This is a genomic window from Arthrobacter sp. 10T419, assembly GCF_056394105.1.
This window is the reverse complement of sequence record NZ_JBFTHF010000002.1, coordinates 357,888-371,733: the sequence shown is the minus strand read 5'-3', so window position 1 is coordinate 371,733 and position 13,846 is coordinate 357,888. Positions and strand designations below refer to the sequence as shown.

The 13,846-nt window shown below is 67.4% G+C and carries 13 protein-coding genes and 1 riboswitch; of the genes, 5 read left to right on the top strand and 8 right to left on the bottom strand.

Annotated elements, in window-relative coordinates; all coding sequences use genetic code 11:
* Positions 1 to 72: 72 nt before the first annotated feature.
* Positions 73 to 450, top strand: a complete 378-nt coding sequence (locus AC1DBD_RS05305) for a cupin domain-containing protein (RefSeq protein WP_441417654.1) — start codon at positions 73 to 75, stop codon at positions 448 to 450.
* Between the two features lie 34 nt (positions 451 to 484).
* On the opposite strand, the gene AC1DBD_RS05300 is transcribed toward AC1DBD_RS05305, so the two are convergent.
* On the bottom strand, positions 485 to 1,678 hold the full coding sequence (locus AC1DBD_RS05300) for a type II toxin-antitoxin system HipA family toxin (RefSeq protein WP_476892435.1): 1,194 nt from the start codon (positions 1,676 to 1,678) through the stop codon (positions 485 to 487).
* A complete protein-coding gene (locus AC1DBD_RS05295) occupies positions 1,678 to 1,875 on the bottom strand; it encodes a helix-turn-helix transcriptional regulator (protein ID WP_349627135.1) in 198 nt (65 codons plus the stop codon). Before AC1DBD_RS05295 ends, AC1DBD_RS05300 begins: the two co-directional genes overlap by 1 nt.
* A 258-nt stretch (positions 1,876 to 2,133) precedes the next feature.
* Between AC1DBD_RS05295 and AC1DBD_RS05290 the strand changes: the two genes are divergently transcribed.
* Positions 2,134 to 2,691 (top strand): dihydrofolate reductase family protein, encoded by a 558-nt coding sequence (locus AC1DBD_RS05290; RefSeq protein WP_476981585.1) that lies wholly within the window; start codon positions 2,134 to 2,136, stop codon positions 2,689 to 2,691.
* A gap of 95 nt (positions 2,692 to 2,786) precedes the next feature.
* Here the strand turns inward: AC1DBD_RS05290 and AC1DBD_RS05285 are convergent, their stop codons facing one another.
* Positions 2,787 to 3,548, bottom strand: a complete 762-nt coding sequence (locus AC1DBD_RS05285; RefSeq protein ID WP_441417651.1) for a hypothetical protein — start codon at positions 3,546 to 3,548, stop codon at positions 2,787 to 2,789.
* Positions 3,549 to 3,552: 4 nt separating this feature from the next.
* A riboswitch (cyclic di-AMP (ydaO/yuaA leader) is annotated at positions 3,553 to 3,718 on the bottom strand.
* Positions 3,719 to 3,919: 201 nt separating this feature from the next.
* On the opposite strand from AC1DBD_RS05285, the gene AC1DBD_RS05280 reads away from it, so the two are divergent.
* Positions 3,920 to 4,174, top strand: a complete 255-nt coding sequence (locus AC1DBD_RS05280) for a hypothetical protein (RefSeq protein ID WP_175320975.1) — start codon at positions 3,920 to 3,922, stop codon at positions 4,172 to 4,174.
* Positions 4,175 to 4,176: 2 nt separating this feature from the next.
* On the opposite strand, the gene AC1DBD_RS05275 is transcribed toward AC1DBD_RS05280, so the two are convergent.
* A complete protein-coding gene (locus tag AC1DBD_RS05275; protein ID WP_476981584.1) occupies positions 4,177 to 4,788 on the bottom strand; it encodes a DNA alkylation repair protein in 612 nt (203 codons plus the stop codon).
* Between the two features lie 117 nt (positions 4,789 to 4,905).
* The gene (locus AC1DBD_RS05270) at positions 4,906 to 8,205 is read right to left on the bottom strand and encodes an Ig-like domain-containing protein (protein WP_476981583.1); all 3,300 of its coding nucleotides are present in this window, start codon (positions 8,203 to 8,205) and stop codon (positions 4,906 to 4,908) included.
* Between the two features lie 470 nt (positions 8,206 to 8,675).
* On the opposite strand from AC1DBD_RS05270, the gene AC1DBD_RS05265 reads away from it, so the two are divergent.
* Both AC1DBD_RS05265 and AC1DBD_RS05260 read left to right on the top strand, forming a co-directional pair.
* Positions 8,676 to 10,118: a hypothetical protein gene (locus tag AC1DBD_RS05265; RefSeq protein WP_476981582.1), complete on the top strand. Its 1,443-nt coding sequence runs from the start codon at positions 8,676 to 8,678 to the stop codon at positions 10,116 to 10,118.
* Between the two features lie 134 nt (positions 10,119 to 10,252).
* Complete coding sequence (locus AC1DBD_RS05260; RefSeq protein WP_476908755.1) at positions 10,253 to 11,677, top strand: MBL fold metallo-hydrolase; 1,425 nt, start codon at positions 10,253 to 10,255, stop codon at positions 11,675 to 11,677.
* Positions 11,678 to 11,806: 129 nt separating this feature from the next.
* Here the strand turns inward: AC1DBD_RS05260 and AC1DBD_RS05255 are convergent, their stop codons facing one another.
* The 3 genes from AC1DBD_RS05255 to AC1DBD_RS05245 all read right to left on the bottom strand — a co-directional run bounded on the left by AC1DBD_RS05255 (position 11,807) and on the right by AC1DBD_RS05245 (position 13,712).
* Positions 11,807 to 12,214 carry a DUF7793 family protein gene (locus tag AC1DBD_RS05255; RefSeq protein WP_441417645.1) on the bottom strand — a complete coding sequence of 136 codons (408 nt, stop codon included), beginning with the start codon at positions 12,212 to 12,214 and terminating at the stop codon, positions 11,807 to 11,809.
* A gap of 128 nt (positions 12,215 to 12,342) precedes the next feature.
* Complete coding sequence (locus AC1DBD_RS05250; RefSeq protein ID WP_476925638.1) at positions 12,343 to 13,107, bottom strand: sulfite exporter TauE/SafE family protein; 765 nt, start codon at positions 13,105 to 13,107, stop codon at positions 12,343 to 12,345.
* Positions 13,104 to 13,712 carry a rhodanese-like domain-containing protein gene (locus AC1DBD_RS05245; RefSeq protein ID WP_476925637.1) on the bottom strand — a complete coding sequence of 203 codons (609 nt, stop codon included), beginning with the start codon at positions 13,710 to 13,712 and terminating at the stop codon, positions 13,104 to 13,106. Before AC1DBD_RS05245 ends, AC1DBD_RS05250 begins: the two co-directional genes overlap by 4 nt.
* Positions 13,713 to 13,846 lie beyond the last annotated feature (134 nt).

The following is a 13,846-nucleotide window of genomic DNA, read 5'->3' as shown; positions in this document are numbered from 1 at the left end:
ACAACGGGCGGCCAAGCGAGGACGCTTGGCTCCGTAAGCAGTTAAATTCCCTGATAGGGAAGAGGGAGTGCCATGACCACAAATGTTGTAACCCAGCTGCAGGTGAAGTCCCACAACTCGCCCGATGAGAAGCGCCGTCCGGACAAGACCGAGGTCGACATCGTGTCCGTCGGCGACTACACGATCGGCCGATTCAGCTTTGAGCCGGGATGGCGCTGGTCCGAATGCATCAAACCCGTGGTGCACACTGATACGTGCGAGAACAGCCACGTGGGGTTCTGCGTGTCCGGCAAGCTGACCGTCGAGACCACCGACGGCGGCCGCATCGACATCGCCGCGGGAGATTCCTACACCATTCCCCCGGGCCACGACGCCTGGGTTGAAGGCGGAGACCCGTTTGTCGGGGTCGAGTTCCTGAGCGCGGCCACCTTCGCCAAAGGCACGGAATAGGGCGCGGCCGGGCCTAGACCTTCCATGTCCTGGTTCAGGCGTTGATCTCCTGGCGCCTGAACCGCAATTCCCGCTGCGCTCCGCGCAGCGGGGAACCCGAGAACGGCAAGTCTTCGAGGCGGATGGCGTCCGCCGCCGCAAGCGCAGTGCGGTTGGCGCTCTCCGCGGCCCGGCGCGGCAACCCGAGTGTGTCCGCGAATTCGGCCCAGTGCCTGGCCTTGAGGTTCCGGGTCTTGCCGGCGACGGGGAGGGCCAGCGTCTCGTCACCGTACAGCAGGGTGCAGGGAACGTCGTAGACGGGGGCCATCGCGAAACCGGCGGGACCGCCCAGGATGGCCAGGTTCTTGGCGTGAAGGTCGCCGTTTCCGGTCAGCCACGCGAAGAGGAACTGGAGGTACAGGTTGCGGCTGGCAACCACCGGCGCCTTGCACATCCGGGCCAGCGCGGCCGCAACATCCTCCGACGCCACGCCGTACTTGGACGCCGGCGGGAGGCCCAGCACCTGGGTGCCGTCTTCGAGCGGCAGCCGGTGCCATGCGCCGTCGGCCGTCTTGACCCGGTCAAACCTTTCGACGAGGAGTCCGGGCAGGCCGTTCCGGTCGGCAATGACGGAGCTTTTTGCGACGGCGATCTTCAGCGCCTTCGCACCTTTCAGGTGGGCGGCCTCGTTTTCCACCAGGTGCGGGTGTTCCGGCGGATCGAGTTTCAGCAGGTAGCGGTGTCCCCGCAGGGCCAGCGGAGTGGTCAGCATGGAGGCGCTGGTCTTGCGCTGTACCCCCGGGATGCCGTGCAGGTCCACGGTGTTGGCGAGGAAGGAGAAATCCAGTTCTTCGGGCCGTGAGGTATCGGCCAGGGCCGCCGGTTCCGCCGGGGGCTCTCCGGCCGGAACCACCTGCACGTCGCCGGGAACGTCCGCCCCGACGGCGAGCAGCAGGGTCAACTCGTCGTCGAAACTCGTTTTGGTGGCGTTCTTCAGCACGGTGAGCCGGTGGCCCTCGGGGAGGAGTCCGGCAAAGAAGGCGGGCAGCGCCCCGGCGGGGGCTTCCACTGCCACCTCGGACGGGGGAAGGGAGATGGCGACGGCGGGGTGGCCGCCTGCGAGGTAGTCGGGCCGGTAGGAGAACCGCACTCCCCCGGTGCCGGTCCGTGCGAGGTGGCCGGCCAGGCGGCCGTTCTTGTAGACGTCGGCCGCCCTGACGAACCTCAGGTCCTGGAGTTCGGCCGGCATCAGCCCACCGCGAGTTTCAGGCCGAGCACGTTCGCCACCGCCACCACAGCCTGCAGCGACGGGTTGCCGCTCCCGGTCTCGATGGCGCGGACGGTACGCTCCGAGGTGCCGGCCAGGTGCGCCAGGTCCTCCTGGGTCAGCCCGGCCTCCTTGCGGGTCCGGCGGATCCCCTCGGCAATCGCCGCCACGTCGCTCACTGGCACTCCCCTTCGCTGCGCGCACACCATGCCGCGGTCTGATGTCCCGGCTTCGCCATATCGGCATCATTTTGCCGATCCCTCAGCAGGGCTCTCCTAATAGTGCCCGAATATTGCCCATTCGGCAACATACTGCCGAAATTGGTTTGTCGCGAGCCTACGGCACGAGCTTGGAGCCCAAAGCGGCAGGATGTTGCCGTCCACCGGGGACGAGCGCCGCCTTCCCGCAACGCTTCGTCCGGGCGTAGGCTCTGGCCCATGCGAAAGATCATTCTGGCCCTCCAGGTCTCCCTCGACGGTTTTTTCGAGGGGCCGAACGGAGAGATTGACTGGCACATGGTGGACGAGGAGCTCCACAGCCACTTCAACGAGCAACTGGCCTCTATGGGCGCCTTCCTGGACGGCCGCGTGACCTACGAACTGATGGCCGACTTCTGGCCGACGGCGGACCAGGATCCGTCCAGTACACCGGCTATGGTCGAGTTCGCCAAAATTTGGCGGGACATGCCGAAGATTGTCTACTCCAGGACGCTGGAACGGGCCGACTGGAACACTACGGTGGTGCGCGACGTCGTCGCCGATGACGTGCTGGCACTGAAGGCGAAGCCCGGCGGCGACTTGGCACTGGGCGGGGCTGACCTCGCCGATACCTTCCGCCGGCTCGGGCTCATTGACGAGTACTGGATTTATGTCCACCCGGTGCTGATCGGGCGGGGGAATCCCTTGTTCAAGTCAGCAGACGACAGGACCGCGCTCACGCTCGCCGGCACCCGCGCGTTTGGCAACGGCGTCGTCCTGCTGCGGTACGCCGGCTGAGCTCACCGGCCGGCGTAAACGTGCGCAAAAGCCGGTGGCCAGCTGCCGTTTAGCAGCCGACCACCGGCCCTGGAAAGAGGTTCTTACGCTTTTTGCTATGCGCTGGCGCGGACGAAGGTCACGCCACCCGTGGCGGTCAGCCAGGACAGCGGGTGCTTGATCGTCTGGTTGCTGCCGTTCATGCCACCGCTGATGGCCATGCCGTCACCGGCGTAGATGGCGACGTGGCCGGACTGGACGATCATGTCGCCGGGCTGCGGGGCACCCACAACCTTGCCGTAGCCCATGAACTGCTGGGGACCGAGGTCGCCCACGTGGATACCGGCCGCACCGAGGGCCTTCTCAACCATGGCGGTGCAGTCCTGGGTGATGCCGATCTGGCTGTAGGCGGCCGAAAGCATCGCGGCGTTGGCTCCGCCGGCTGCCGAGGCAGGTGCCACGGCCGCCTTCGCCTGAACGCTGACCTGCGGCGCTGCCGGCGCGAGCACCGGAGCAGGGGCAGGCGCGACAGCCGGAGCGGCGGCAACCGCAGGGGCGGTGACGGGCTTGGGCTGCTCGATCACGGGCGCCGGCGTGGTAGCGACTGCCGGGCGGGCGAAGCTGATCTGAACTGCGGAATCAGCGGTAACCGGCGCGGAGACCTTGCTGCCGACGTCAACCGACGAAGCCGGGGCGGTCTTGTTTTCGGCCGGGGCAACGGCTGCATTGGCTGCCATTCCGCTCGTGAGGACGAGGCCGGAGGCTGCGAAGATTACTGCGGCCTGACGACCGATGGTGCCTGATTTGCCCGAGAATGCTGAGGCCCGTCCGGCGGATGCGTCGGAACGATGGCGCGCAGAAGTAATGCTTGAAGTCATGTTTGTAGCCTCTCCCAATGCCTGCGAGGTGAGCTGTCGGATTCGGATGGGAGGCACCCGGCCGCGGGCCCGTCAATGCGGGCGCTGTGCGGCTTCACCCCAAGACCTGCTAAAACTGCAGGTCAAAAGTGGTTTCCCCGTCTCTGCCAGAAAGGTAGCATTCGGATCCCAGGCCGCGGCAGAGTTAGGCAATCGGCTCGGGAGCGCCCGTATCGGAAACAAACAGGCACCCATCTACGGTAACGGGCCCGGGCGGGAATGTCACATTCAGATAACGGAGCCGTGTCCTGGCGCGGAAGAAAGCCTAGGACGCTGCTACCCGCCAGCCATAGGATGAGGGCACCCAGCATTCCCAGAGCGGAGGCCCCGTTATGAACAGCCACTGTGTCGCAATTTGCCAGCTCAGCGATCAGCCGCAGGAGGATTTCGACGTCAACACAGAGCTGCTGGTTCTCGAGGGAAAGGAAATCCACGTAGCCACGTGGGACGCGGAACCGCGCGACGGCGGCTTCGATATCCACGTCCTGAATGACCGCGTGGACGCGCTCGGTTTTATGGTGGTGACCGACTGGCAGTTCCTCGACGGAAAGGCGTATGCCGTCGTGGAGCGCCGGCCCGGCAAGTAGCGCTACTTCGCCATCCCGGAGGTGACGGCAGCGATCGCCTCCCTCACCAGACCGGCGTCGTCCGGGGTGCCCGACTCCGCCAGCCCGGCCTGGCGCCGGTAACGGTCCCAATCCCCTCCCCCGGCCCGTAGCTCGCGGAGCGGCGCCATCAGGGCCGCCCGCCGCAGCCAATCGTCCGGGTCCTGCAGCCAGCGGCCCAGCACGGTTTCCGCGCGGGAACGGTTTTGGCCGTCCAGTCCCGCAATCAGCGGCCCGACGACATCGGTCGCCAGCGGATCGGCCAGCTCGCGCAGGCGCGCAGTCCGCAGGAAACCCTCGATCCGGGTCAGGTCCGAATTGTCCAGCAGGGCCAGGCTGGACTGCAGCAGGACGACGGCGGCAAGGCGGCGTTCGAAGACGGGCACCTCCCACAACTCCGAGCTGAGGGCGGTGACATCGTCGCGGCCGAGTGACCGGTACCGGCGCAGCGCGTCGCGGACAGTGCCGCGGACGGCGCCAACCGAGGAGCCATAGCTCCCCAGGCCCGGGCCGTATCGCGCCTGCGCTTCCTCGGCCCGCTGCCACGAGCTCTCACGCAGCAGCGCCGCGTCAATGAAGTCACCGGCCTCGCTCATGGATCCATTCTGTCGTGCGGGGGCCGGCTAGGCCTAAGCAGCTGCGTCCTCCCGCGGGAAACCGTCGGCGAGCGCAGTGTCCTACGCGGACCGCTGGGGCCCGGGGGCCCGCACGCGCTAGCCGGTCACCAGTCGGGTTGTGCTATTCCAGGTCAACCGCCCGTGCTGGAAGTCCGACGCCCGGCCCACGGACACTGCGTACTCGTCCCGGGTCGGATATCCCAGACGTCCCCTTTCCCTGCCGAGGGCCGTCCACTTGGCACGGATCGCACCGAGGACATAGTGCGACCCGGTCTTCGCCGACCAGTAGATCGATGAACCGCCCGAGCCTGTGAAGTGGCTGTAACGTCCCACGCCATCGGGGGTGCGCGTCTCGTCTGACGTCGGATAGCCCAGCAGCCCCCGTTCCCTGCCCAGGGCCGACCACTTGGCACGGACCGCGCCCGTGATGAAGTGCGCCCCGGTGCGTGGCGTCCAGTAGATCGATGAACGGCTCGAACCTGTGAAGTGGCTGTAGCGTCCCACGCCATCAGGGGTGCGCGCCTCGTCCGACGTCGGATAGCCCAGCAGCCCCCGTTCCCTGCCCAGGGCCGACCACTTGGCACGGACCGCGCCCGTGATGAGGTGCGCACCGGTGCTTGGCGTCCAGTAAATGGATGCCCCGCCGGAGCCGGCGAAGTGTTCATACCGCCCGATCGTGTCCGGGGTTGTCAGCTGGTCGGTGGTGGGGAACCCCAGGACGCCGGCAGCGCCGCCCGCGGCCTTGTAGCGGGCATAGATCGCGCCTGCGACCCAATGGGCCCCGGTGGACGGGGACCAGCAGATCACGCCCTTGGTGTAGTCCTGGCATTTCCCTGCCCCCACCGGGTACTCCAAGGTCAGCGACCTGCCGAGGACAGACCGCGGGTCACCGGCATTGGTCTGGTACGCCTTCAGGCCGATGGGATCGTCGACGCCCATTCCGGTGAGCATTACTTTCTGTGCTCCTTGGCCGTCGTCCGCGGTCAGCAGATAGTAGGTGTCGGCGGTTCCGGCCTGACCGACCACCGTCGGCTTGAACGTCACGCTCTGATGTGCGGACTCTCCAGGCGGGATCACCAGGCCTTCCGAGATTGGAACGGTGGTGGAGAATACACCCTCCGGCGCCTTGGCCTTGGTGATCGTCAGGGGGATGTTGCCAGTGTTAGTAATGGTGAAATCCCGGGTGGCCGCAGCGCCGGCAGGCACATCACCAAAGTCCAGGGATGCCGGCAGCTGCAGATGCGCTACGCCCGACACGGCGGTCGCCGTCACCGGTACCGTGAGTGATCCTCGGTCGCTCGTGATGAGGAGCTGATCAGCCACCGGGGTTGCCGTCGTCGGACTGAAGGTGACGGACACCGGAACGGAAGTAAGGGGTTGAATCTTCTGTCCCACGGCCGGCAGCGTGGCCGGGTCGACCGCAAGCTGGGCGTTGCCCGGCAAGGTGACGCCGGTGATCGTGGCGACGCTCGTGCCGGTGTTGACCACGTTTACGGTCTGGCGACTGCTGGTCTGGGTCGGCACGTCGGTGAATACCAGGGTGGGCGGCGTTGCCCCCAGCCCGTCCTTGGTGCCGACGCCGTGAACCCCCAGAAGGTCCGTCTCGCCGTCGGAGGTTTTGACGGTCAACGTCCCGTCGACCTGTCCGGCTACGGTCGGCGAGAAGGTGACCGGGACCGTCATGGTTCCGCCTTTGGCAAGCGTCCGGGGCAGTGTGAGGGCCTCGATCCCGAACGGCGCAGGTGCTGCGACGGAACTGACCGTAACAGCCCTGCTGGCGGTGATGATCAGGTTCCCTTTCACGGTGGTGCCTACCGCGGCGGTTCCCAGGTCCGTGTTTGTCGCCCCAACCGCTGAGGTCGTCGGGGCACCGAAGCCGATCACGTGCCCGTCCCGGGTTCCCACGTAGACGCGCCCGTTGTCAGTGGCAACCGTGGAAAACTTGGCGGCGGTGCCCAGCGGGGCCGCGAAAACCTGCTGAAGCTTACCGGTGCTGTCCGGCATTGCGCGGTAGGCACGGAGTTCCGCGCCGGTACCGGTGGGTCCCGTTACGTACACGGCCCAGACCAGGGCGGTGGAGGCGTTTGTACCGTTGGAGGTCACCGTGGGCGCCCCGGAGGTGTACCCGAAGGTACCAATGGACGTACCGACGGAGGCCAGCTGGATGCCGCCGGTGCTGCTGGCCAACAGCTTGTGCGCACGCAGGTAGCCCTTGTTCTCCACGGTGTAGATGTACCCGCCGTTTGTGGTCCCGAGGAACGCGGGCCTGCCCCAGACGCCACTGTACGGCCCGGCGCCGTCGAGGACGGCGTCCGTTCCGCCGCTCCCCTGCCCCATACCGCCCAGGTTGTCCCGGTCCAGCAGGTAGACCCGGCCGTCCTTGCCGACCTGGACCATCAGGCGAGGGTGGGCCGTGGTGCCGTAGCCGGTGGGGATGGCGATCGGGGCACCGGAACCCAGGTCGGCATCGTTCTGATCCAACTTGGCGTTGTTGGCCGGGCTGAAGAAGTCCGTGGCCCTGAGGTTTCCGTCGGCTCCGACGCTGACCCGAACGACTGACTCTGCGAGGGTCGCCGGAGGGGTCTTGCCCGGTCCCGGCTTAGGGGAAATCCCGTTCCCGGTGGAAAACAGGATCTGGCCGGTGCCGTCGGAGACCAGGCCGCCGCCGGATTGCCAGATTCCGCCCTCCGCACTGCTGTTGCCGGACTCGGTGGCCCACATCGTGGTCTGCCGGCCTGCGGTGGACACCCCGACGACGTAGCCGACAAACGGTGCCCAGTCGCAGTGGCTGGCGAAACCGGCGTAGACCACGCCATCCAGCAGGAGAAGCCCGGGCCGCTGCATCGCAGTCATCGCGTTGAACGGCCGTGTCGGGTCGTTAGTGGGCGCGCCGCTGATGAGCACCGGGAAACCTGGCCTCTCGGCCCCCGTGACCCTGTCCAGCGAATGCATGTACCAGTGCGGGAGCTGCGGCGTCGCTCCGTCGTTCGTCTTCGCCATCAGGAAGACGCTGTTGGTCGCGGCGTCGAAGACCGGAGTGGACGTGACTCCGATGTTGGGGGTGAGGTCACCGCAGCTTACGGTCGCTGCCGGCCAGGCCGGACCGAGGTTGCGCTGCCACTTCACCGCTCCGGTGCCGCCGTCCAGGCCGTAGACGTTGTTGTTCTCCGTCGCGGCTATGACGGTGCCGCCCACCACGAGCGGCTGGGCGTACACCTGGCCGTCCACGGCGGTGGAAAAAAGCTTGCCGAAATTTGATGACGCGACCGACGTCGGCGAAAGCGCAGTCTCGTTGCTGTCCCACCCTGTCCGTAGCAAATCGTGCGCGATCGTGCCGACGTCGGCAGAGGCCGGACCGCTGACGGATAGCCCGGCCAGGGCGAGCGATGACGCCACGAAGATCGCCCACGCGCGTCGGGTCCGCGACCGTCGCCGGGAGGGAGCCTGGGACCATCCGGCAGCCCGCTTCCGCTTGAAATGGGATGCCCCGGCCGCGCCCCCACAGCGACCAGGAAAATGTCCGGACAAAGCACGAAGTGCCGCTTGTTCACGCATGGCTGAGACCCGTTTCTGAACATTCAATTGACTAACTCCACCCAGTACTCCGGAGCCTAGAAGCGCCGAAAGAGCAGCGCGCGAGTGGCGCCTACCCGTCTTCTGGAAGGGGCTTCTTGCTTTCCGGCCGGTCCTACTTGGTTGGTTGTTAGGGACACTTGGTCGCCTACTTGCTTCCGGTCATCCGCCGGACTTGGTCCCCGGCATTGAGTAACCTCCGGCGCGGCCCGGGGGCATAAATCCTCTGGTGCCCCCGGTCCCTGCGCCGGATCATGGGCTCAGCACATCTTTCGACGGCAGGGAGTCCAGTCGTGTGTCCAGGTGCTGCAACAACACGGAACACCAGCGGTCCCCGCTCGCGGACCCAGCGCTGGCTCCTGGCCTGCGCTGCCGCTGTTCTGGCGGTGACCGGCTGCACGCCGGGCTCACCCTCACCGCCCGCGGGCAGCGGATCGTCTCCCGCAACCGGGACCCTCCCGTCGGCGACGGCGGAGAAGGTGCTTTCCGATGAGGAACTGATGGTCCTCGTGGACAGGGCGATCAACAGCGGCCAGGAAGGCACCGGGCGGGTCTCCAGAAGCTCGGACCTGCGCACCCGCCTGCAGGGACGACCGGAGCCCGCCGATAAGCCGGCCGTCGAGCCCGGCGAGTGCAGCGTGTTCCGGCCGCACAGTTCGCCGACCAGCGGAGCGGACCTGGCAATGCACTTCGCCGCGGGCGTCCTGACGCTGACCGGCGTGTGGTCACGCGAGGCCCTGGCGTTTGTCTTTGCCCGAAGCGCACCGCGCAGCGACGTGCTCGCTGCGGATTTCGCCTACACCGACGACCTGGCCCAAAGGTGTTCAACGTTCCGGCAGACGGTGGGGAATGATCCAACGTCCACGGTCAGGCTGCTTAGGACGCCGGCCGTGGGCGAGAAGGCCTACGCCACGGTTTTGAGCACACCGGCAACCGCCGGCACTCCCCCGGGCGGCGCCACCGTTGCACTGCAGGTACTCAAGGGAACCCTGACGATCGGGCTGAGCCGGCAGGCACCCACCGCCAGGTCCGACGCGGAACTCAGGACCGCCCTCGAGCCGCTGGTCCGGCTGGCCCAAAAACTGGTCGGGCAGACCGACTCCGGCACGGCACCGTCAGCCGCACCGCCGTCTGGTCCGCCCGCTACCCCACAGCCCCCCGAACAACGGACGCCGCAGCAACTGGCCAGGCTGCTGCAGGGCGTTACCGGCCCCACTGGAAGGCCGGCCCAGGTGCTGGAGGGACGCTACACCCGGAGCGGCCCTGCCACGGCGCCGGCCGTTTCCGGATGCATTTACGACGACGCCGCCTATCTTGCCTCGTTCTCCGGGGCGGCCACCGTGGTGGCTGAGATCGCCGGTGGGCCGCAGGTGCTGGACCAGATCAGCTTGCGGCTCGTCAGCTTGCCGCCCCCGCCGGCCGGGCCGTCCCCTTTTGACAGTCGGGCAGCCGACCTCAGCCGCTGCAGTTCGATCCGGGAGCGCCTGCCGGGCGGCGGCTCGCGCACCTGGACCGCCATCAAACACCCGACCGTCAACACCGGCGGCGAAGCGGGCTACGCCGTGGTTTATGAGCTTCCCGACGGGACCGGAGTCCGGCACATCCAGGTGGGTGCCCGGAAGGGCAGGCTGTGCGTGGAAACGGAAACGAAAGCCCTGTCCGACGCCGGCGTCCTTCAGGCCGCGCGCGGGCTCGCGGCGACCATCAACAAGGTGCTGGCCAGGATCGGCAACTGAAGCCTCCGGGCGACGTCGGCGGCACCGCAGGACCGGTCCGGCGCCGCTTGCGCGATACCCCCGGGGGTATTACTGTTGAATGTAGAGGAGGAAGGAATCCCTTCCCCGTCCACCTCAAGAAGGAGTTCTCCCGAATGCTTATCGAGCGCATCTACGACGAAGACCTTGCCCAGGCGAGCTATTTCATCGGCTGCCAGGCCAAGGGCGAGGCCCTTGTGGTTGATCCCCGGCGTGATATCGCCGTGTACCGGGACCTCGCTGCCGCGAACGGCATGAAGATCGTGGCCGTTACCGAGACGCACATCCACGCGGACTTCCTCTCCGGCACCCGGGAACTGGCCGCCGCGACCGGCGCCACCGCCTATGTCTCGGGCGAGGGCGGCGCGGACTGGCAGTACGGTTTTGAGGCCGAGCGGCTCAACGACAACGATGAGATCGTGCTGGGCAACATCACGGTCAAGGCCCTCCACACCCCCGGGCACACCCCGGAGCACCTGTCCTTTTTGATCACCGACGGCGCATTCGCAGACAAGCCGGGCTACCTGCTCTCGGGTGACTTCGTGTTCTCCGGCGACCTGGGCCGGCCGGACCTGCTGGATGAGGCCGCCGGCGGCGTCGACACCCGCTTCGCAGGCGCCAAGCAGCTGTTCGCCAGCCTGCGGGACAAGTTCCTGACCCTGCCGGACCACGTCCAGGTCCACCCGGGCCACGGCGCCGGCAGCGCCTGCGGCAAGGCCCTGGGCGCGATCCCGTCCTCGACCGTCGGCTACGAACGGCTCTACGCCTGGTGGGGCCCCTACCTGGCCGCAAACGACGAGCAGGGCTTCATTGATGAACTCCTCGACGGCCAGCCGGACGCGCACGCCTACTTCGCCCGGATGAAACGCGAAAACCGTGAAGGCCCCGCCGTCATGGGCGAACGCGCCCCGCTCCCCGAGCTGGGCACCGCCGATGTCGCCCGCGACCTCGCCGCGGACAAGGTCATTTTCGTTGACACCCGCCCGAACAACGAGGTCCACGAAGGCACCGTCACCGGCTCCGTCAACGTCCCGGCCGGTAAGTCCACCGCCAGCTTCGGCGCCTGGGTCGTAAACCCGGAAACCGACACCAACCCGCTGGTCCTCCTCGCTTCCAGCCAGGCGGACGCGCAGGAAATGTGGGACCACCTCGTCCGGGTCGGCATCGACAAAGTCGCCGGCTACGTCACCAGCCTCGAGGGCCTGCCGGTCAGCGTCCCGAAGCTGATCCAGCCCGAGGAACTCGACGGCTTTGACGCCGCCATGGTCCTGGACGTCCGCAACCGCACCGAACATGCAGCCGGCCACATCCCCGGCTCCTACCAGCTCAGCGGCGGCCGCGTGATGTGGCACCTGGATGAACTCCCCACCGAAGGCACCATCGTGTCCTACTGCCAGAGCGGCGTCCGGAACTCCGTCGCGGCCAGCGCGCTGCGCCGCGCCGGCTACGACGTCGTCGAACTCGACGGCAGCTACTCCGCGTGGAACGCAATGGAACAGGCCGCCCGCCGGCAGGCACCGGAAACCGTTCCGGCCAGCTAAGCAGGACAACCAGTAAGGCAACACAGTGACAGCGTGGCGGCGCCCCGGGTACCCGGGTCGCCGCCACAGCTGTGTCCGCGACAAGTTCCAATCCCTGCCGTCAGGCGGCGACGGGAGCCGGCACCGGGGCTACGCCTTGTGCAGGCCCGTTCCCTCCCCCGCGGCGAGCTCCGGAAGCTGGAGGCCCTCCAGCCACTCCAGCGCCTCCGTGCGTGAGGTGAAATACGCGTGCGGGCAAAAGCTGTGGCGGCCGAGTGCCGCCGCAACGACGGTGTCCACCACGCTGGAACCCAGCAGGGCCACCGCGGTCACTGCCTTGGCACGTTCGTAGGTATGTCTTGCCGTCGAGCGCATCGTTACACCGGATATTTCCACGAGTAAGGGCAACTCCCGGCCGCCGCCAAGGGCCCGCATCGCTTCAATCGAAGCGGCCGCGTCCCGGGCGTCGACAAGCGTCCCCGGCGCCCAAACCAGGTGAAAATGAGGCCCGCAGATTCCGAGCCGTCCTTTCCCGCCTGCGATCAAGATCTCTTCCATTCATCCCCCTAAGCACCAAAGGTACCCTCCACCAACCGACTTGAGCAGAACCCGGGCAACGAAAAAGCGCCGGAGGACATGTCCTCCGGCGCTTTACCGCCGTGCTGTTTTCCCCCGGGCTGTCCGGCTCAGGAGAGCAGTGCCTGTACGCTCACGTAGGCCGCGACCAGCAGGACCAGGATGCCGAAACCGCGTTTGAGCACCTTGTCCGGGATCCTGGTGCCGAGCCGGCCCGCGATCAGGGAGGCAACCATTGCTGCCCCCGCGAACGCTGCCGTCACGGCCCAGTCGATCTGCAGGTCACCGAGGTGCGCCGCGAAGCCGGCCATCGAGTTGATCACAATAATGACCAGCGAGGTACCGACGGTCACCGCCATCGGCAGGCCCAGGACCAGGGTCAGGGCCGGGACGATCAGGAAGCCGCCGCCGACGCCGAGCAGCCCGGTGAGGAAACCCACGACGGCACCCGTCGCGATGGCCTTGGGCAGGCAGCTGCGCCAGTTCACGCCGCCGCTAGGCAGGGCGCAGGAGCCGCCGGAGGCCTTGGCCGGAAGCATCATCCGGATGCCGGCGAACACCATGATGGCGGCGAAAGCCAGCAGCAGCACCTTCGGGTCGAGCAACCGGTTCACGTAAGCGCCCAGGTAGGCAGTTGCCGTGCCGGCCGCACCGATAATGAGGGCCAGCCGCCAGTTCACACCACCCCGCAGGCGGGGCAGCACCGCGACGGCGGAGGAGGCGCCGACAACGACCAGCGACGTCGGGATCGCCGCAGCCAGCGGAAGCCCCACGCCGTAGACGAGGGCGGGGACGGCGAGAATGGACCCGCCGCCTCCAACCAGGCCCAGCAGGCCGCCGACGACCAGCCCGAACGCCGCCGCGGTGAGGATCATGCCTTGGAGCCCAGGTTCTGCAGCGCCTGGTGGGCGGTGGGCTCGTTGGCGGAACGGTTCCACGGCATCTTGGAGAGCATCTGGCCCATGGCGCAGCTGTTCGTCGCCGCGGAGAAGGTCAGGCCGGCGCCGATGCCGCCGGCAACCAGGCCGAGCTTCGGCGAGAGCAGCTTGCTGCCCACGATGCTGGCCAGGACCAGGGAGCCGGCCGTCATGCGGACCTGGCGTTCCAAGGCCCAGGTGTTGCGGCCCTTCACCACGTTGCCGCCGGCGGCAGCATAGGCAGGAACGCCGCCGGCCAGCACGCTCGCGCTGCCCAGGCCGACTGCGTCCAGGTGCTTGCGGGCCTGCTCGGCCCGATTCCCGGACTGGCATACGAGGACAACGCGGGTGCCCATCTTGGCGGCGAATTCCTCGGTGTGTTCGCTCAGCATGGGGAGCGGGACATGGTACGAGCCCTTGATGTGCATCGAATCAAACTCGGCACCGCTGCGTACGTCGATCACCATCAGGTCATCGTGGTTGTCCTCCCAGGCCTTGAGCGTGGCGGCGTCAATGGACTGGGGTGCGGACTCGGTCGTAGTGGTCTTGTTTGAGGTAGTCATAGTCTCTTTCGGTCTAGCTTGGGTGGTTCTGGCGGCACCCCTGCGGATGCGGGCCGCCGTCCACCGGCCTGAAGCCCGTTAGGGCGCAGTCAGGACAGGTGGAGGCCCGGGCGGCGCATGGGGGGAGGCGCCGC

What these genes read in the sequence shown, in the direction of transcription:
- AC1DBD_RS05290 (WP_476981585.1), top strand. Translation starts at nt 2,134, where the DNA reads ATGCGAAAGATCATTCTGGCCCTCCAGGTCTCCCTCGACGGTTTTTTC.
- AC1DBD_RS05255 (WP_441417645.1), bottom strand. Translation starts at nt 12,214, where the DNA reads ATGGAAGAGATCTTGATCGCAGGCGGGAAAGGACGGCTCGGAATCTGC.
- AC1DBD_RS05250 (WP_476925638.1), bottom strand. Translation starts at nt 13,107, where the DNA reads ATGATCCTCACCGCGGCGGCGTTCGGGCTGGTCGTCGGCGGCCTGCTG.
- AC1DBD_RS05260 (WP_476908755.1), top strand. Translation starts at nt 10,253, where the DNA reads ATGCTTATCGAGCGCATCTACGACGAAGACCTTGCCCAGGCGAGCTAT.
- AC1DBD_RS05285 (WP_441417651.1), bottom strand. Translation starts at nt 3,548, where the DNA reads ATGACTTCAAGCATTACTTCTGCGCGCCATCGTTCCGACGCATCCGCC.
- AC1DBD_RS05245 (WP_476925637.1), bottom strand. Translation starts at nt 13,712, where the DNA reads ATGACTACCTCAAACAAGACCACTACGACCGAGTCCGCACCCCAGTCC.
- AC1DBD_RS05280 (WP_175320975.1), top strand. Translation starts at nt 3,920, where the DNA reads ATGAACAGCCACTGTGTCGCAATTTGCCAGCTCAGCGATCAGCCGCAG.
- AC1DBD_RS05305 (WP_441417654.1), top strand. Translation starts at nt 73, where the DNA reads ATGACCACAAATGTTGTAACCCAGCTGCAGGTGAAGTCCCACAACTCG.
- AC1DBD_RS05300 (WP_476892435.1), bottom strand. Translation starts at nt 1,678, where the DNA reads ATGCCGGCCGAACTCCAGGACCTGAGGTTCGTCAGGGCGGCCGACGTC.
- AC1DBD_RS05275 (WP_476981584.1), bottom strand. Translation starts at nt 4,788, where the DNA reads ATGAGCGAGGCCGGTGACTTCATTGACGCGGCGCTGCTGCGTGAGAGC.